We start from the raw sequence: 19,517 nt of genomic DNA on the forward strand, positions 1-19,517 counted from the left end.
TGATCTCGGAAGCGCTCGACGAATAACATTGTTCAACAGTGAGCAAGATATCCCAACAAACAACTGCTTTTTGCCTCCTCCCCATGATTCAAAAATTTTGGTCTTTGCTACTTGTATCAAACGTATTACTACTATTCCACACTTCTATTTTCCCAAAATTTTTGGGTGGGATGTATTCAAAAAAAATACAACACGCAATTTTTTTGAATACATGTAAAAACGTGATACTATTTACTTAAAAGGGGGCTCAGGGGCAATCATGTTACGGAAATTGTTATCATCTACGACACAAAAGAAACTACAGCTGATTGAGTATTTATTAGACGATCAGGGAACGAGTCTTCACGATTTGGCAGTAAAATTTTCCATTTCAATGTCTGCAGCGAAAACCTATATCGCGGAAATCGACAATGAATTTTCGTTTCTGGACTTACAATTTGACGATTATTCAGCTGTTCGCCTCCACCTGCATCCCTTTGCTACTCGGCTAGACGTATACAGCCAGTTTTTGACACGCTCTTCTGCATTTCAATTATTGGAACTACTCTTCTCATCAAGTTTCACTAGTTATGATATGTTGGCTCTAGAATTAAATTTAAGCAAATCGTCGATCATTCGTTTGATCAAGAGGATCAACATGGTTCTGGCACCATATGATTTCTTCATCGCGACCAAACCCATCCAGTTAAAAGGAAATGAACACAACATTCGCCAGTTTTTTCTGATTTTCTTCTTAGAAAAGTACCAGTATGAATTTGTGGATGCCAACATCAACCAAGAACAGGATTTTTTGAAAATCGCTCGTATCATGGCAGCAGCGACACCCTTAAAGCTTTATTTTTCCGACATCAAAAAAATCGCTTTTGTGATCTATATCAACACGAAGCGCGATCGCCTATACGCCTCCAACCCCAATGGAAACCACGTCGAATATTTCTTAGAGAAAATCGATTTGAGCGAATTTACCGGCTACAGTCGGGCCTACGTCGAGAAAATGGTCGGTTATGTCACGACCCATATTGGTCAGGACCCCAACGTCTTTCGTAAGACCAAACAAGAGTTTTATCAAATGACCAAACGTATATTTAAAAAGTACAACTATCATGAAACCAACTTTGAAGAGAAACTCGACGCTGTGGTCTTTTCTTATTTTCTTGGGATCAACTTGCACGTTCCTTACTGCATCTTGGATGATCGCTTTGCTCGTTTTGTCAACAACTGTGATTTGGTCCAACAGGCAGTCAATCAAGACATCGTTCACCTTTTGACCCATTCAAATTTACCGATCATTCGACCAAGTACGATCAATTACCTGATTTATATTTTCCATATATCTTTCCCAAATTTCGCTAAAGAAATCATCGATGCCAATGCTGGCTTTCGCTTAGCTTTGTTTTATGATACGAATAGTTACCATACGGAATTTATCCAAACGAAAATCCAACAGTTTATTCCTTATCAGCTAACAATCACGATTTTAAATCCTCTGGACTCGTTCTCTCTGACCAAACTGGACGAGACGTATGATTTGATCATCGGCAATCTGACCCCCTCCTGCAGAAAAAACTTGTTTCATTATGCAGATATCAATCTGACTTCGAATGACTTGGCGTTTATCGCTCGGCAGGTTCAGGAAAAGGGGATTCGTATGCTGCAAGAAAAGAATGCACAATAAAAAAACACCCTTGAAAAGCCGCAATTTAGCGATTTTCGAGGGTGTTTCCATTATTTGTTTGCTGTTTAGTTTTGTTCACTACGCCATGGCTGGATATTTTGCTGGCGATACAAAGCTGCTTTCCCAATTGCATTGAAGAGGGTCATTTTTTGCGTAACCACTGCTTTAGCTGCCTCAATGCATTCTGGGTAAATAGCATTTGGATCCCATAATTCTGTTTCAGCTAAAATTTGACGGCATTTTTTGTAAAAGGCGTATTTATAATCAGAGGAGATATTTACTTTTTGGATACCGATTGCCACTGCCTGAGCGATTTCTTCATCGGGATTGGCCGATCCACCATGCAACACCAATGGGATATCGACACGATCTTTGATTTCTTGCAAGACATCCATTTTTAATTCCGGTTTGATATCTTTCGGATAAATACCGTGAGCAGTTCCAATCGCAACTGCTAGTGTGTCAATGCCTGTCTTCTCAATGAACTCTTGTGCATCTTCAGGACGAGTATAAATCACTTCGGAGACGCCCCCTTCAACGGAGGTTCCGGTATTGCCGATCGTTCCTAGCTCGCCTTCGACAGATACCCCAATCGGATGGCAAATCTCGGTAATCTGTTTTGTTAGAGCAATATTTTCTTCAAAAGGCAGCAATGACCCATCAATCATCACTGAGCTGAACCCGCAATGGATCGCCCGCATAATACTCGCCAGACTGTCACCATGATCCATATGGATCACGATTGGCACAGAACTGTTTTTCGCTCTGGAAACTGCATAGTGGAAAAATTCATCCTTTGTAAAGGCCAATTCTGTTGGGTGGACCGCAATGATGGCTGGTGCATCGTTTTCTTCCGCTGCTTCGATAACGACGCGTAAGAAGTTACTGTCTGCGACGTTAAAGGCACCCACGGCAAATTGATTTTCTTTGGCAACGGTCAGTAATTGTTTCATATTGATCAACATATAAGTGTGCTCCATTCTTTTTTAAAGTGATTTGTTTTTTGATCCAGATAATTCGATATACTCTTTGACGACTGTTTTTCCTGCTTCGATGGTTTGGTGGATCAGGGTCGGATAATCGCTTTCCGGACAAGCATTCAGCTGTTGGTGCAGGGCATTTCTCTGGGCTTTCATAAAATCAGCCCCTACATTGATCTTATTGATCCCTAATGCCACGGAACGCAAGATATTTTCTCTGCCGGCTCCCGAGCCGCCATGCAAAACCAGCGGTAGGTCAGTGGCTTCTTTGATTGTTTGAACGATGTCAAAGCGAAATGCCGGGCGATACCCTGCTGGATAATCCCCATGACTGGAGCCGTAAGAAAGGGCGAGGCAGTCGACCCCGGTTGCTCGAATAAAATGGATGGCTTCCTCTGGATCGGTATACATCCCATCGCTGGTAAACTGATCCCCAGCCACTGCTCCCATGTCCCCAACTTCTGCTTCGACACTGGCATTATAGGCTTGCGCAAATTGCACGATCTCTTTGGTGATGGCGATGTTTTTTTCTAAAGGATGCATAGAGGCATCCATCATGACGCTTGAGAACCCTTCATGGAGACATTGTTTGACGAAGGCGATATCCTGTCCATGATCCAGATTGATGGCAACCTCCACATTGGCATTTTCCGCCATTCGAATGATCGGCTGGGTTAAGTAACGATGATCTAGATGGGTCTTTAAATGGTCTTGCAGCAAATCCACGATGATGGGTGCATGTGATTCTGCAGCGGCATCGATCACTGCTTTAGCGGTTTCCAGGTTGAAACAATTGATGGCCATAACCGCATAGTTTTCTCGATTGGCTTTTTGCAGCATCTCTTTCATTGATACATACATTTTCTTCGCTCCTTTTTTTAGGAAATTTCAATCGACGAAAAGTCAATGTCTTCTTCCTCTTCCATGATCGGCGTTTCCACGGGCGCCTTTTTCAATGCAAACAGCAAAACACCGGTGATGGCAGAACCAATCAGGAGTGCGATGGTAAATTTCAGTGGATCCGTCATGGCAGGAATGATGAAGACCCCACCAGATGGCACTGGTGAACCGACGCCCCAAACCATGCTTAGACCACCGCCGACGGCTGCTCCGACCGTACAAGAAAAAATGACGCGAAACGGATCGACGGCAGCGATCGGGATCACTCCTTCTGTAATCATGCAAAGGCCCATTGGAAAAGCGATCTTGATGTTGTCTTCTTCTTCCGTAGAATATTTGGGCCGGCGTAAGAGACGAGAGAGGCCCCAAGAGATCGTAACACCAAAGGGAGGCACCATTGAGGCTAAAATTTTAACGGCTTCGGGTTCTTGAATGCCTTCCAGTAATAGACCATCAGCAAATAGCGAGGCGACTTTGTTGACGGGTCCGCCAAAATCAAAGGCAGCCATGCCACCGACAATCGCGCCACATAAGAAATTTCCCGAGCCTTGCAGATTCGTTAAGAAGGTAGTCAACGCCTCCGTAGCCCACACGATCGGTACACCGATGACGAAGAACATCAAAGCACCGACGATCAGTGTCGACAAGACCGGTACGATCATCATTGGCATCAGACCTTGTGCCCAACGTGGTACTTTAAGGTTTTTTACTAAGAATAAGACCAGATAACCTGCGAGATAGCCTCCTAACATTCCCCCTAAAAAGCCTGCGCCAATCGCATTGGCAATCAGTCCCATAAAAAGACCCGGAGCGATTCCTGGACGATCAGCAATGGAATAGGCGATCGCGGCAGCGATCACTGGCGCCAGTAGCCCCATCCCTAAAACGCCCAACGAAACCAGTGCATCCGGGATCGTATAGGCAGCATCGTAATTTTCAATGACCGTGCCGTTGGCAAGATTGCCGATAGCGATCAAAAGTCCGGCTGTTACAACGACCGGCAGCATATACGAGATGGCGGTTAAGGCATGTTTTTTCAACTGCAGCTGTTTCATCATTTGTTTCATCCCCCTTTAAATTTGAATTGTCAGAACATTTATTGATTCATCCCTGATTTAATTTTTCTTCAATTGTTTCAAGCAAACGCTTAGGCGCTTTGATCACCATACTAGTTGGAATTTCTACTATTCGCTTGCCTTCAAAGCGGTCTCTGCCGCCGATTTTGATATCTGCCGCAATAATGACAACATCGGCTGCTTGAATAGCGGCTTCCGTCAATTCACTTTCCGTCCCGATGGTTCCTTGGGTTTCGATATGGACTTCATGACCAAGTTCTTTCGCAGCTGTTTCGATTTTTTGCTTAGCGATATACGTATGAGCGATTCCTGAAGTACAAGCAGCTACACCAACGATTTTCATCTCTTCTCCCCCTTTCTTAGTTTTCTGCCATTGGATCTTTTGCAAGCAAGGCCATCATTTGATCCTTGGTCCCTGACGCAACGAGACGATCAATAAACGATTCATCCGCTAGTAGCATCGCTACCTTTTGCAGCAGCTTGATATGCATCGTATTGGCATCGGTATTTTTGACTGCAAACAAGATAATTACTTGAACGGGCGCTTCATCGATTGACTCCCATTCAAGCGGACGCTTGGTTTTTCCGATCACTAAAGAGGTTTTTTTCACACAGTCTGACTTTCCATGTGGGATTGCTAAGCCATGTCCGATACCGGTCATTCCTTCTGCTTCTCGGGCAAAGACATCTTGGGTGAACCCTGCTAAATCGGTAATTATCTGGTTTTCATATAAAAGTTCAGACAGTTCAGTGATCGCTTCTTCTTTTGAATTCGCTTCCATTTCCATCTTGATAAGATTGGGATTGATTACATCTGCGATGCTGAACGCTTGGATCGTTTGGCTTTCATTTTTCATCTTTACATCTCTCCTAATAGTTGTTTGACTCGCTTTTCATCCTGTTTGGTAAAAACCGAATTGACTAAAATCGTCGGCACCTTCGTTTCTACTGGCAAATTAATGGTGGTTAAGATCAGATCGATATCCTGATAGTCTTGCGCATGCTTTCGGTACATACGAGCGGAAAGCACATCCACGATATCCAACTCTGGAAATGCCCGTTGGACTTTGACTTTCAGCAGTTCAGAAGTCCCTACGCCGCTGCTGCACATAATTAAGACTCGCTGTCTGCGCCGACGAATGACTTTAAATTTCACAAAATACAGCACCAAGAAACCAATCTCGTCTTCCGATATGGGATTCGTTCCATAGGTTTGCTCCACTTCCTTGCTGACTTGTGCCACTTGCTCAAAAATCCTTGGGTACTCCAGTTGGATGTCACTTAACAGGCCATTTTTCACGATAATTTTATTCTTTAGCCGATAGAGCATCGGCTGAATATGGCAAAGTAGATCGGTCTTGTCTGTTTGCTGGTTCAATTGAATACCCAGTGCTTTTTCCATCTGCTTAGTAAAAAACTCCGTGATTTCGCTGGCTTCTTTTGTCAGATTGGTCATTGCCAAGGGTTTGTTTTCCACTCTGGAAGACACTAAATACTGGTAGAGATAAAATACCTCACTTTCTGGCAGCTCCGTCACGAGATAGGCATTGATTTTTTCAATCACTTGTTGGGCAATTTGATAAAACTCTTGGTGCTGGTCAATCAAATGCTGTTCTTCCTCATCTAAGCCCTCAATAAATTCTTCGCGGTCAATTTCTCCTTCTCTCATTCGTAAAATCAGAATATACAGATGCGAGAAAATATTCATATTGTAAGGATACGCAATACTGTTCGCGAGTTTTCGCTCAATAAATTCAAGAATTGAGGTAATAAAGTTGATATCAAAGGCATTGATGGGATATTTTTGCGTAACCATTTCTTCATTCCACACATGGGTCTTCGTAAAGAGATCATTGACACAGCGACGGATATTTTTTTCGGTACCAATCACTGCAATTCTCTTATCGGATCGGATCAACTGGAGTTCAAAGTACTGAAAATATTCCGAAAGACGATTGATATCACTAATTATCACTGCTTCACTCAAATAGTAAGGGGCGAACAGCTCTTTGATCATTAATCGCTTTGGTGATTTAAACAATAAATGCAGTGCAATCGCATGACGCCGCTCAAGCGGCTCATCATTTTGATCCGTTTCTTGATTTTCAATCGTGCCTTTGAGATACGCTTCATAATCCAAACAAAATCCTTTGCCGATTTCAGACCGAATGATTTCTGAACCAGCAGCCTCATTGATCCGTTTGATCGTCCGATAAATGGTTTTTGTTGAAACCTTAGCAGCTGTGGCTAGTTCATTAGCGGTCAAATTCATTCCTTGTGTCATAAACTGCTCAATCAAACGTGTTTCTCTCTTGCTCAGCTTCATACTGTCTCCCTCCGTATCTTTACTATAGCCTTCTTTGTCTCTAGTAATTCTTAATCGATGTCCACTGATTTGGACATTTTAAAAATAACGCTTTCATCAATCGTCCCAAATGCCCCTTTTCTAGGATGAAAGAAGGGCGCATTCATTTTCGTGATATTTCCTTTTGCTAAACAAAAAAAGCTTGCCATTCCGAAGAATGACAAGCTTTTCCGTCACACTGAGTCAATCAGGTGCTGGGCATTGATTAGTTTTGGCTATTCAATGCGTCTTCAGCAGCCATTTGTGCTTCGATGTCTGAGATGCTGTAGACATTTTCGCTGGCAACTGTTACTTCTTTTGGTTCCATTTCACGGTAACGAGGCATACCAGTACCAGCTGGGATGATCTTACCGATGATAACATTTTCTTTCAATCCAAGAAGTGGATCTTTCTTGCCGCGGATCGCTGCATCGGTCAACACACGAGTGGTTTCTTGGAAGGACGCAGCAGACAAGAAGCTGTTGGTTTCCAAAGATGCTTTCGTGATCCCTAGTAGGACTGGACGGCTAGTTGCAGGAACGCCGCCGGCTACCAATGTGTCGTAGTTGCGGTCTTTAAAGTCGGCGATATCCAACAATGTTCCTGGCAAGATGCCTGAATCACCTGGATCCATGACGCGGACTTTACGCAGCATTTGACGAACCATTACTTCGATATGTTTGTCGCCGATTTCTACCCCTTGCATCCGGTAAACGCGTTGAACTTCCCGTAATAGGTAGTTTTCAACAGACAAGACATCGCGAACTTGTAACAGTTGTTTTGGATCGATCGAACCTTCCGTCAATGGCGCACCACGATGGATAAAGTCGCCTTCTGCTACTTTCATCCGGGCAGTATAAGGAACGGTATACGTACGCGTATCGGTTTCCCCTTTGATGGTCACTTCTTTGGTCCGAGTTGAAGGGTCTTCTGAGATATCGATGACTTCTCCGGTAACTTCGGTAATGACCGCTTGTCCTTTCGGATTACGGGCTTCAAAGATTTCTTGGACACGAGGGAGACCTTGCGTGATATCGTCTCCGGCAACCCCGCCGGTATGGAAGGTACGCATGGTCAACTGAGTACCAGGTTCACCGATTGATTGGGCAGCGATGGTACCGACTGCTTCCCCAACTTCAACTTCAGAACCAGTGGCTAAGTTGCGACCATAACAATGTTTACATACACCATGTTTGGTGTTACATGTAAAGACAGAGCGAATAGATACTGTTTCGATACCAGCGTCCACGATGGCTTTAGCTAAATCTTCAGTGATCAATTCATTGACCCCTAGAAGGACTTCGCCAGTTTCAGGATGGATCACTGATTTACGTGTGTAACGTCCAATCAAACGTTCTTCTAAGGATTCGATGATTTCGTTTCCTTCGCGAATTGCTTGAATGTCTAAACCACGGTCAGTACCACAATCGTCTTCACGGATGATGACATCTTGGGCAACGTCAACGAGACGACGTGTCAAGTAACCGGAATCGGCTGTTTTCAAGGCGGTATCGGTCATCCCTTTACGGGCACCATGGGTCGAGATAAACATTTCCAAGACAGATAGACCTTCACGGAAGTTTGAGATGATCGGCAACTCCATGATTCGTCCGTTAGGCGCGGCCATCAATCCACGCATCCCAGCAAGCTGAGTAAAGTTGGAGATGTTACCACGGGCACCGGAATCAGACATCATGAAGATTGGGTTTTTCGCTTCCAATGATTCCATCAGTTTTAACTGAATTTCATCTTTGGCTGCATTCCAAACACCAATAACTCGTTCATAACGCTCGTCATCGGTAATCAATCCACGACGGAATTGTTTCGTGATCGTTTCAACTTGTTTGTGGGCATTGTCGATGATTTCATGTTTTTCGTGCAAGTTCATGATATCAGCGATACCAACGGTGATACCCGCCATTGTTGAGTGGCTGTATCCTAAGTCTTTCATGCGGTCAAGCATGCGTGACGTTTCAGTGATGCGGAAACGTTTGAAGACTTCTGAAATGATGTTTCCTAAGTTTTTCTTCTTGAATGGGCCCACAAGCTCTTGTTCTTTGATGAAGGCAGGCACATCTGTACCAGCTTCAATAAAGTACTTGTCTGGTGTTTGAACCGTCAAGTTGTAGTCTGTCGGTTCGTTCAAGAATGGGAATTCTGGTGGCATGATCGAGTTAAAGATCACTTTACCCACCGTTGTTACCATCAAGCGTTGTTTTTGTTCAGACGTGAATGGTTTGTCCCCTAAAGTGTTTGGATTGATGGCGATCCGTGTGTGTAAATGCACGTAGCCATTGCGCCATGCCGTAACTGCTTCGTCCATGTCACGGAAGATCATGCCTTCCCCTTCACGGCCTTCTTCTTCCATCGTCAAGTAGTAGTTCCCTAGGACCATATCCTGAGATGGTGTTACAACTGGTTTTCCGTCTTTTGGATTCAAAATGTTTTGGGCTGCTAACATCAGCATACGTGCTTCTGCTTGCGCTTCTTCGTTCAATGGTACGTGAACGGCCATTTGGTCTCCATCGAAATCGGCATTGTAGGCTTCACAAACAAGTGGGTGCAAACGAATGGCACGGCCTTCAACTAAGACGGGTTCAAATGCTTGGATACCTAATCTGTGAAGCGTAGGTGCCCGGTTCAATAGCACTGGATGTTCTCTGATGACATCTTCTAAGACATCCCAAACTTCGTCTTCTTGACGTTCGATTTTGCGTTTGGCATTTTTGATGTTTGACGCGATTTCACGAGAAACAAGTTCCCGCATCACGAATGGTTTGAACAATTCGATCGCCATTTCTTTTGGCAGACCACATTGGTACATTTTAAGGAATGGACCAACGACGATAACTGAACGACCTGAGTAGTCGACCCGTTTTCCTAGCAAGTTTTGACGGAAACGACCTTGTTTCCCTTTCAACATGTGAGAAAGAGATTTCAATGGGCGGTTCCCTGGCCCTGCAACTGGACGGCCGCGACGACCGTTATCGATCAAGGCATCGACTGCTTCTTGTAGCATCCGTTTTTCATTTTGAACGATGATGTTTGGTGCATTCAAATCTAACAAGCGTTTCAAACGGTTGTTACGGTTGATTACACGACGATACAAGTCGTTCAAGTCACTTGTGGCAAAACGTCCACCTTCTAATTGCACCATTGGACGCAAATCAGGCGGGATAACTGGGATAACGTCCATGACCATCCAGCTTGGTTTGTTTCCTGAAGCACGGAATGCTTCTAAGATATCCAAACGGCGGATCGCACGGGTCCGTTTTTGACCAGTCGCGTTTTTCAATTCTTCTTTTAATTCAGCAACTTCGCCTTCAAGATCAACGCCATCTAATAATTGTTTGATGGCTTCGGCACCCATTGCTGCTGAAAATTCTTGACCGTATTGGTCACGCTTTTCACGGTATTCCCGTTCAGTCAATAGTTGTTTTTTCTCAAGGCTGGTGTTTCCTGGTTCAATCACTACGTATGAAGCAAAGTAGATGATTTCTTCTAATGCACGTGGGCTCATGTCTAAGACAAGACCCATCCGTGAAGGAATGCCTTTGAAGTACCAAATGTGTGATACTGGTGCTGCTAGTTCAATGTGTCCCATGCGTTCACGACGCACTTTTGAACGTGTTACTTCCACGCCGCAACGGTCACAAACGATGCCTTTATAGCGGATCCGTTTGTATTTGCCGCAAGCACATTCCCAGTCTTTGGTTGGACCGAAAATACGCTCGTCAAACAACCCTTCGCGTTCAGGTTTTAACGTACGGTAGTTAATGGTTTCTGGTTTTTTTACTTCACCATAAGACCAGCTTCTGATTTTTTCAGGAGAAGCCAAACCGATTTGCATACTTTCGAATTTATTTACATCGATCAAAAAAGGTTCCCTCCATTTCATTTCATGGACATATCCGATAGAACGGGGGCTATTTCCGCTAGTGGCGGAAATAGCGAGGGCCGTCTATTATTGCAAGCGATCTTCTGCTGTCTCGATTTGTTGGTTCAACGCGTCGGCGGCATTTTTAGCTTCTGTTTGTGCTTTTTGTTCTAATTCACGGGCTGTTTGTTGCTCCGCAAATTTTGTTAAGGCATCAACGGTGATCAAATCATCATCGTCATCATCCATATCACGCAGTTCGATCTCTGCATCATCGATATCTAGGACACGCATGTCTAGACCCAGTGATTGCAATTCTTTTACTAATACGCGGAATGATTCTGGTACACCTGGTTTTGGAATTGGTTCCCCTTTGACGATCGCTTCGTATGTTTTCACACGACCAACCACGTCATCTGATTTGTAGGTCAAGATTTCTTGCAAGGTGTAAGCAGCACCGTATGCTTCCAGTGCCCAAACTTCCATCTCTCCGAAACGTTGTCCACCAAATTGGGCTTTTCCTCCCAATGGTTGTTGCGTAACCAATGAGTAAGGTCCAATGGAACGGGCATGCAATTTATCATCGACCATGTGGGCCAATTTGATCATGTACATGACACCAACGGAGATGCGGCCATCAAATGGTTCGCCGGTACGTCCGTCGTAAAGCACTGTTTTGGCATCGCTGGCCATTCCTGCTTCAGCAACCGTTGCCCAAACATCTTCATCGCTGGCTCCATCAAAGACTGGTGTTGCCACGTGAATGCCTAATTGACGCGCAGCCATTCCTAAATGTAACTCTAATACTTGTCCAATGTTCATCCGAGAAGGTACCCCTAATGGGTTCAGCATGATATCGACTGGTGTGCCATCTGGTAAGAAAGGCATGTCTTCTTCTGGCATAATGCGAGAAACGACCCCTTTGTTTCCGTGACGTCCGGCCATTTTATCCCCTTCATGGATTTTCCGTTTTTGAACGATATAAACGCGAACCAGCATGTTCACACCTGGTGACAATTCATCGCCAGCTTCGCGGGTAAAGATTTTGACATCGTGGACGATTCCGCCGCCGCCGTGAGGCACGCGTAGAGAAGTGTCACGCACTTCGCGGGCTTTTTCACCAAAGATTGCGTGCAACAAACGCTCTTCTGCTGAAAGTTCCGTTACCCCTTTTGGCGTGACTTTCCCAACAAGCAGATCGCCATCTTTGACTTCCGCACCAATGCGGATAATGCCCATTTCGTCTAAATCTTTCAATGCGTCTTCCCCTACGTTCGGGATTTCGCGAGTGATTTCTTCAGGTCCTAATTTTGTGTCGCGGGCTTCTGATTCATATTCTTCAATATGGACAGAAGTGTAAACATCATCTTTCACCAAACGACGGCTCATGATGATGGCATCTTCATAGTTGTACCCTTCCCAAGTCATGAATGCGACTAAGACGTTTTGTCCTAATGCCATTTCACCTTGTTCCATAGATGGGCCATCTGCTAAGATGTCGCCTTTTTCCACTTTTTCACCAAGTGCCACTAATGGACGTTGGTTGTAGCTGGTTCCTGAGTTTGAACGACGGAATTTGGTAACAGAATAAACGTCTAATGCGCCATTGTCACGACGAACGCGCACTTCGGCTGCATCCACGTATTCTACGATCCCATCATGTTTACATAACAAAGCAGCTCCTGAGTCATGTGCTGATTTGTATTCCATACCAGTACCAACCCAAGGTGCTTTCGGATTGATCAATGGTACAGCTTGCCGCTGCATGTTGGCACCCATCAAGGCACGGTTGGAGTCATCGTTTTCCAAGAAAGGAATACATGCGGTTGCGACTGCGACTACTTGTTTTGGTGATACGTCCATGTAGTCGACTTTATCGATCGATACTTCCAAGTTTTCAGAAGTAGCACGCGCCATAACAACGTCGTTTACGAAAGAGCCGTCTTCATTTAACAAGCTGTTTGCTTGGGCCACAACGTAGTGGTCTTCGGTATCGGCAGTCAAGTAATCGATCTTGTCTGTAACACGGCCTGTTTCACGGTCAACTCGACGGTATGGGGTTTCAATGAAGCCATACTTGTTGACTTTGGCATAAGAGGCCAAGCTGTTGATCAACCCGATGTTTGGTCCCTCAGGCGTTTCGATCGGACACATACGGCCATAGTGGGAATAGTGAACGTCTCGGACTTCATAGCCGGCACGATCACGGGTCAAACCACCAGGTCCTAAGGCAGATAGACGACGTTTATGGGTCAACTCACCCAGTGGGTTTGTTTGGTCCATGAACTGTGACAACTGAGAAGAACCAAAGAATTCTTTGATACTTGCGACAACCGGACGAATATTGATCAATTGTTGTGGTGTCAAGGTTTCGGTGTCTTGGATCGACATCCGTTCACGAACGACACGTTCCATCCGAGCAAGCCCGATCCGGAATTGGTTTTGCAATAATTCACCAACAGAACGAATCCGACGGTTTCCTAAGTGGTCGATGTCATCGACATTGCCGATGCCTTCCATCAAGTTGAAGAAGTAGCTCATTGAAGCAATGATGTCTGCTGGACGAACGGTACGTGTGGCAGTATCTGGATAGCCATTACCGATCACGTTGACTTCTTGTTCTGGATCTTTTGGTGAAAAGACTTTGATGACTTGGACGGTCATTGGTTCGGTAACGACCCCATCTTCTGATGGATAGTACGTTACACTGTTTAGGCCATTATCGATAAATGCGCCTAGTGTTTCCATGACTTGGTGAGTCAAAACAGTGCCTTTTTCAACAATGATCTCGCCTGTTTCAGGGTCAACCAAGGTTTCTGCTAAGGTCAAGTTCAATAGACGTGTTTTCAAGTCTAATTTTTTGTTTACTTTGTAACGACCAACATTTGCTAAGTCGTAACGTTTTGGATCGAAGAAACGTGCGTTCAGCAAGCTGCGTGAGCTGTCTGCTGTTTTTGGCTCGCCTGGACGAAGACGTTCGTAAACATCTTTCAATCCTTCTTCGGTACGAGAATCGCTTGCGTTTTTATGCAAGTCTTTTTCGATCGTGTTGCGCAATGATTCACTGTCGCCGAAAATTTCAAAGATCGTGTCATCAGAACCAAACCCTAGGGCACGGACTAAGACCGTCAAAGGAATTTTACGGGTACGGTCAATCCGTACGTAAGAGATATCTTTGGCATCAGTTTCCATTTCTAACCACGCACCGCGGTTAGGGATAACAGTTGAACCAAAGCCTTCTTTGCCGTTTTTATCGACTTTTCCATGGAAATATACACCTGGAGAGCGGACCAACTGAGAAACGATAACCCGTTCTGCCCCGTTGATGATAAAGGTTCCTTGTTCAGTCATTAATGGGAAATCACCAAAGAATACTTCTTGGGATTTGATTTCCCCAGTTTCACGGTTCGTCAAACGCAAAGTAACATGTAATGGTGCCGAATAGTTTGCATCATGGGCACGTGCTTCTTCTACTGTATACTTTGGTTCTTTCAATTCATAATCCACAAATTCTAGGGACAAGTTACCGTTGAATCCTTCGATTGGCAAAATATCTTCAAACATTTCTCTTAGGCCCTCATCTAGGAACCATTGGTAAGAGTCGGTTTGAATTTCAATCAAATTCGGTAATTCTAATACTTCACTGATCCGTGCGAAACTTCTACGTTCGCGATGCTTTCCGTATTTTACTACGTGTCCAGCCAAGCTCTTCACCTCTTCATAAAGTCTTTCAAAAAGGCTATCCGATTATTTACAAAACTGTAACAAATATTAAATATAGGTTACAGAAAGCATTTTTTGCGGCTTTTAGGCAAAAAAAAACCAAAAATAGAACGGATGCATTGGGCATTTTCTACTTTTGTTTCCTTATTCCTAAGCCGAAACGGACAATATTTCGTTTCTGCTTTTTTCGTTCAGATAGTTTTTGCAACTCCTTATTATACAGATGAAGCACTTCTCTGTCAAGCTTTCATTGGAAGTTCCAATGCTTTTCTGGCGCACCCATTTCCTAAGATTTTCTAAAGAAAAAAACAAGGCTGGTGTGGACGGTTTTTCGTAAGAAACTACTTTGCTTTTTGCCGATTTCTTGCTATGCTAACGAAAACGTTACACGTGAAACATTAGGAAGGATATCCTTATGACGACAAAAGAAAAAATACTGACCTTATTACAAAAAGAAGATACTGTGCTATCTGGAGAGAAACTGGCCCAAGCTTTGTCGATCTCCCGCACCGCAGTCTGGAAAGCCATTAAAGAACTTGAGAAAGAAGGCTATCATTTCGAGCACTTGGCCAACGGCTATCGCTTTGTCTCGGATGATCGCTACGATCAAGCAGCACTTGCAGCCGCCTTGCCGATGATCCCCACGATTCAAATCAAGGAAGCTGTTGAATCCACCATGAAAGAAGCCAAGATCGCCGCTTTGGATAGTGGACTGGCAACCCCCGCCCTTTTTTTGACCGAAACGCAAACAGGCGGTCATGGCCGCTTCGAACGACCGTTTTTCTCACCGAAAAAACAAGGGATCTATATGAGCTTGCTTTTAAAACCAAACCAAGCGTTTCAAGAATTGCCGCAATATACCGTTCTGGCGGCGGTAGCAGTTGCCGAAGCCATCGATGCCCTTCTAATGAAGGAAACGGCCATTAAGTGGGTCAACGATCTGTACTTAGATGGAAAAAAAATCTGCGGTATTTTGTCTGAAGCAACCAGTGACTTTGAGACAGGCCGTATTACTTCGGTTGTGATCGGTATCGGCATCAGTTTTTCAATTCCGCAACAGCAGTTTCCAGCAGAGATTCGGGAAAAAGCGACCTCACTCTTTCCTGGTGAAGAGTATCCAACCTTTTCTCGGGCCGCGTTGATCCAAGAAATTTGGCGTCGGTTCTTCCAATTGTTAGCGCAACTGCCTGACATGAATTATATGGCCCGCTATCGGCAGAAATCCTTCGTTTTGGGCCGCACCGTTCAATTTACGCAACAAGGTGTGACCTATGAAGGGATCGCCAAAGACATTACCAACACCGGTGAATTAGTGGTGGAAACAGCGACGGAGCGCAAGGTACTTTCTTCTGGAGAAATCAGTTTGGAACGGTATTGATGCTGCTTTCGTAGATAACCAGTCACAGCAAGCGTAAACACAAACACTCCATAAACAGACCTGCTTATTCCGAGGGGTTAAATAAAAAGCAACCTAGGCAGCTCCCAAACAAACTTTACTGCTACGATCAATTTCGCGGAAAAAGTGAGCCTCATCTTTTCATAATAAGTATCATGCTCGTTCTTTTATCATGTCTTTTCTACAGTTTTTATGCGCTATTTCATTCCCCACATAAAAAGATCGACCTGCTCTTTCAAGAGCGGGTCGATCTTTTTTTTAAAGCAATTGCCACAACAGACAGAAAAGCAAGCCTAAGGCATAGCTGCTGTTGAATAAAATCATGTTCTTAATCGAATAGCCGAAACTACGTGGGTGGGGCAGGCTGGCTTGATGCTCTTTCAAATTTTGGTGGATTTTCGGTAGTGTCAGAAACACGAGCAAAATCGGCCATTGGAAGAGACCAAACAAGAAGCCCAATAAAATAGCGGCGTAGGAAGCTAGCATCATTCCTTGAAACAGACGGATACCTGCTTCACGACCGATGTAGTACACCAGTGTGTAGCGGTGATTTTCGATATCGGCTTCCAGATCCCGCAAGTTATTGGCTAACATGATGTCAGCAATCGTGAAAATCAATGGCAAAGATGCCAACACGATGGCACACACAGCCCAGAGGTTCCCCACTAAGCCAAAGGTCCCGTTCGCAAAATCCAGTGCCAGATAAAACACTTTTTGATCAATAGTATTGATATAGATCGTGATGGCAAAAATCCCTAATCCCATCGTTACGCCGCTGAACACCTCCCCTAAAGGCATCCGCGATAACGGAATGGGGCCAAAGGTATAAAAGACTCCGATAAAGCAAACGACCAACCCCATCACTAGCAGCAACCAGCCAGTGACAAACGACAAGTAAAGACCAATTAACAAGGTTCCTGCCAACATCGCAAAAATCAGATTGCGAACAGTAGCTTCTGAGATGTTTTCTCGCCCGATCACATTGTGCTGGTATTTGTAGGTTTCTGATTTGGCTTTTTTGAAATCCATATAATTGTTGATGGACGTCGTCGTCAAATCAAACAGCAGCATCCCCAGAAAAAAGATTGCGGTATTCAAAGGATGAAATTCATGAAAATACACCAACGAGAACAACACACCCATAATGAAGGGGAAGACACTGGCCACTTTGGTACGGATCTCCACTACTTCTAAAAACACTGAAAGAGACATCTTTCACTCCTCCTATTCTAAATCAGCACGATCACCCATCGTGTAGCCTGATTCCTCTGAAAGCTCAAAGGTATCTTTGATGCCGTCTGTAACGTACACTTTATCTTCTTTTGTGATAAAGATCGCATCGGTCCCCTTTTCGGTATGCTGTTCGATATAAGCCAAGCCTTCTTTGACCCCTTTATCAAACGCCACCGTAGTCAACCCGTCACCATCGATGGATTTGTCGGTGATCACAGTCACACTTGCTACATCGCTATCGTAAGGATAGCCAGTCTCAGAATCAAAAATATGGTGATACGTTTTGCCGTCTACTTCTAAGTAGCGTTCGTAGATCCCTGAAGTAACCACTGTTTTATTGGTTTCTTTGATACTACCGATAATCGAGCCGCGAGATTTGTTCGGGTCTTGGATTCCGACATTCCATGGCTCATCTGTGCCGCGGTTACTATGACCTAATACATAGACATTCCCGCCCAAATCGACGATCGCGGAAGTCACGCCATTGTCCTTCAACACTTTGACGACTTCGTCCGTGATATAGCCTTTAGCGATCGCCCCAAGGTCAAGGATCATGTCCTTGTCTTTTAAATAAACGGTTTGATCTTCATCGTTAAACTCGACTTGTTCATAATTGATATGTTTCAATGCTTCATCGATCTCAGATTGCTCTGGCTTGCGGGCATCATCAAAGCCGATTCGCCATAATTGGGTGATGGCACCGATGGCCATGTTAAAGCCGCCATCTGATCTCACACTGTAATCGTAAGCTTCTTTTAGCAAATAATAAATATCATCCGAAACCTTCACTGGTTTGATGCCAGCTTGCGCATTGATTTCATCGATCTCTGATCCTGCTTGGTTGATGGTGATTTTATCGCCTAATTCTCTGATGCGGTCAAAGGCTGGCTTCATAGCGTCCTCTTTGCCTTCATCATAAATGCGGATTCGAGTATAAGTGCCTAATAAAAATTCTTCTTGAAAATATGGTTCTTCCCGCAGCGTCGTTGCTTCCTGATTACTGCCACAAGCTGCCAACATTGTGCCTAAAAAAACAAACATCAGAAAAAACGTTACTTTCTTTTTCATGATTTTCCTCTTTTCTATTGTCTTCAACCTTCATATAATAGCCTTTTTTTGGCAGAATGAAAAGGGGCATTCCGTGATTTCTCAAGGTATTTTAGGAATCCTTAATCGATGCTTTCCATCATTAAAGAACCCATTTCTTTTTAAAAAAAGTACTCACCAGATTGCTTTTTTTTGCACGAACTTTTCCCCTCTCATGGCTGCCCACGAAAAAAAGACAGCACTCAAAGCGAATGCTGTCCTCTTAATGGAAAGAAGTTGTGATTATTCAGTAACGAAGTTATCGACTTCAATGGTTGTTTGGTCACCTTTTTCAGCTGCATTCAACAATTGTTGTGCATAGATAACAAAGCTGTGGAAGCTGTGGGTTGCACCAGAAACGACGTCCATGTCTGCCACAGAACCATCTTCAGCATTGACTGCAGAAACAAAAGCTTCATTGAAGTTTGGAATGAATTCTTCTGGACCAGTACCAGATTTTGCTTCCATGTTTTCATTGTATTCTGTATCATCTTTTTTCGACTCGCCGGCTTCGTTTAGGTAGTCGTAGTTTGATTCAGAGATTTTGCCGTCAGCCACAGTCATTGAGAAGACCACGCGGTAACCGTTTGAGTAGTTCTTTTCTTCTAATGTATAGGTTCCGTCTTGCAAGTCTGCACCGTTGTCGATTTCAATGGTATCCGTGTTGCCTGCTTGCGCCGCTTGGATCAATTGTTGTGCATAGTTTTGGAAGGAATCAAAGGAATGAGTCGCGCCAGAAACTACTTCGATTGAAGAAGGGCTTTGTGCGGCAACTAATTCTTCATTGAATTTAGGAATAAATTCTTCTGGACTGATGCCTGCTTTTTCTTTCATCGTTTCATTGTATTCAGTGTTTTCTGTTTTTGATTCGCCATCAGCATTCACGTTGTCATATTTTGATTCAACGATTTTGCCGTCTTTGACTGTGATCTCAAATGTGACACGGTAGTCGTTTTTATAGTTCTTTTCTTCTAAACGATACGTCCCATCTTGCATTGGCTCGCCCGCAACAATGGTTGCTTCCGTGCTTTCTGTTGATGCTGAATCGCTTGCAGAAGTTTGTGATGTACTTTCACTAGTTGACGAAGAAGCTGTGTTATTGTCATCTGCTCCGCAACCCCCTAACAACATTGCTGAGAATGAAAATACCGCCATACCTACAATCAATTTCTTTGCTTTCATAATTATCCACCTTTTACTTGTTTATTTTCCCCACAAAAAAGTTTG

Annotated in this window: 13 protein-coding genes; 2 read left to right on the plus strand and 11 right to left on the minus strand. The window is 44.1% G+C overall.

The window, feature by feature from the left end; all coding sequences use genetic code 11:
* Positions 1–259: 259 nt before the first annotated feature.
* A complete protein-coding gene (locus IGJ42_RS16325; protein ID WP_373193371.1) occupies positions 260–1,675 on the plus strand; it encodes a helix-turn-helix domain-containing protein in 1,416 nt (471 codons plus the stop codon).
* 65 nt (positions 1,676–1,740) lie between these two features.
* On the opposite strand, the gene IGJ42_RS16330 is transcribed toward IGJ42_RS16325, so the two are convergent.
* The 8 genes from IGJ42_RS16330 to rpoB all read right to left on the minus strand — a co-directional run bounded on the left by IGJ42_RS16330 (position 1,741) and on the right by rpoB (position 14,557).
* Positions 1,741–2,640: a ketose-bisphosphate aldolase gene (locus IGJ42_RS16330; protein ID WP_034871971.1), complete on the minus strand. Its 900-nt coding sequence runs from the start codon at positions 2,638–2,640 to the stop codon at positions 1,741–1,743.
* 21 nt (positions 2,641–2,661) lie between these two features.
* On the minus strand, positions 2,662–3,516 hold the full coding sequence (locus IGJ42_RS16335) for a class II fructose-bisphosphate aldolase (protein ID WP_101699559.1): 855 nt from the start codon (positions 3,514–3,516) through the stop codon (positions 2,662–2,664).
* 17 nt (positions 3,517–3,533) lie between these two features.
* A complete protein-coding gene (locus IGJ42_RS16340; RefSeq protein ID WP_430615826.1) occupies positions 3,534–4,613 on the minus strand; it encodes a PTS fructose transporter subunit IIC in 1,080 nt (359 codons plus the stop codon).
* 46 nt (positions 4,614–4,659) lie between these two features.
* A complete protein-coding gene (locus IGJ42_RS16345) occupies positions 4,660–4,974 on the minus strand; it encodes a PTS fructose transporter subunit IIB (RefSeq protein ID WP_005230357.1) in 315 nt (104 codons plus the stop codon).
* A 16-nt stretch (positions 4,975–4,990) separates the two neighbouring features.
* Complete coding sequence (locus IGJ42_RS16350) at positions 4,991–5,488, minus strand: PTS sugar transporter subunit IIA (protein ID WP_086332801.1); 498 nt, start codon at positions 5,486–5,488, stop codon at positions 4,991–4,993.
* Positions 5,489–5,490: 2 nt separating this feature from the next.
* Positions 5,491–6,957, minus strand: a complete 1,467-nt coding sequence (locus IGJ42_RS16355) for a BglG family transcription antiterminator (RefSeq protein ID WP_086332802.1) — start codon at positions 6,955–6,957, stop codon at positions 5,491–5,493.
* A 244-nt stretch (positions 6,958–7,201) separates the two neighbouring features.
* Positions 7,202–10,852, minus strand: coding sequence for a DNA-directed RNA polymerase subunit beta' (gene rpoC / locus IGJ42_RS16360; RefSeq protein ID WP_034871965.1), 3,651 nt, complete (start codon positions 10,850–10,852; stop codon positions 7,202–7,204).
* Between the two features lie 87 nt (positions 10,853–10,939).
* Positions 10,940–14,557 (minus strand): DNA-directed RNA polymerase subunit beta, encoded by a 3,618-nt coding sequence (gene rpoB, locus IGJ42_RS16365; protein WP_008381746.1) that lies wholly within the window; start codon positions 14,555–14,557, stop codon positions 10,940–10,942.
* A gap of 433 nt (positions 14,558–14,990) precedes the next feature.
* Here rpoB and IGJ42_RS16370 point away from each other — a divergent pair, with 433 nt between their 5' ends.
* Positions 14,991–15,953: a biotin--[acetyl-CoA-carboxylase] ligase gene (locus IGJ42_RS16370; RefSeq protein WP_008381744.1), complete on the plus strand. Its 963-nt coding sequence runs from the start codon at positions 14,991–14,993 to the stop codon at positions 15,951–15,953.
* Positions 15,954–16,229: 276 nt separating this feature from the next.
* Here IGJ42_RS16370 and menA read toward each other — a convergent pair whose 3' ends face one another.
* The 3 genes from menA to pplA form a co-directional block, all read right to left on the minus strand.
* The gene (gene menA, locus IGJ42_RS16375) at positions 16,230–17,183 is read right to left on the minus strand and encodes a 1,4-dihydroxy-2-naphthoate polyprenyltransferase (protein ID WP_429946921.1); all 954 of its coding nucleotides are present in this window, start codon (positions 17,181–17,183) and stop codon (positions 16,230–16,232) included.
* A 12-nt stretch (positions 17,184–17,195) separates the two neighbouring features.
* Complete coding sequence (locus tag IGJ42_RS16380) at positions 17,196–18,272, minus strand: FAD:protein FMN transferase (RefSeq protein ID WP_086332804.1); 1,077 nt, start codon at positions 18,270–18,272, stop codon at positions 17,196–17,198.
* 261 nt (positions 18,273–18,533) lie between these two features.
* Entirely contained in the window at positions 18,534–19,472 is a 939-nt protein-coding gene (gene pplA / locus IGJ42_RS16385) for an extracellular electron transfer flavoprotein PplA (protein WP_061053492.1), read from the minus strand.
* Between the last annotated feature and the right edge of the window lie 45 nt (positions 19,473–19,517).

The organism is Enterococcus sp. DIV1067f (assembly GCF_050543505.1).
Classification (GTDB): Bacteria; Bacillota; Bacilli; order Lactobacillales; family Enterococcaceae; genus Enterococcus_D; species Enterococcus_D entomosocium.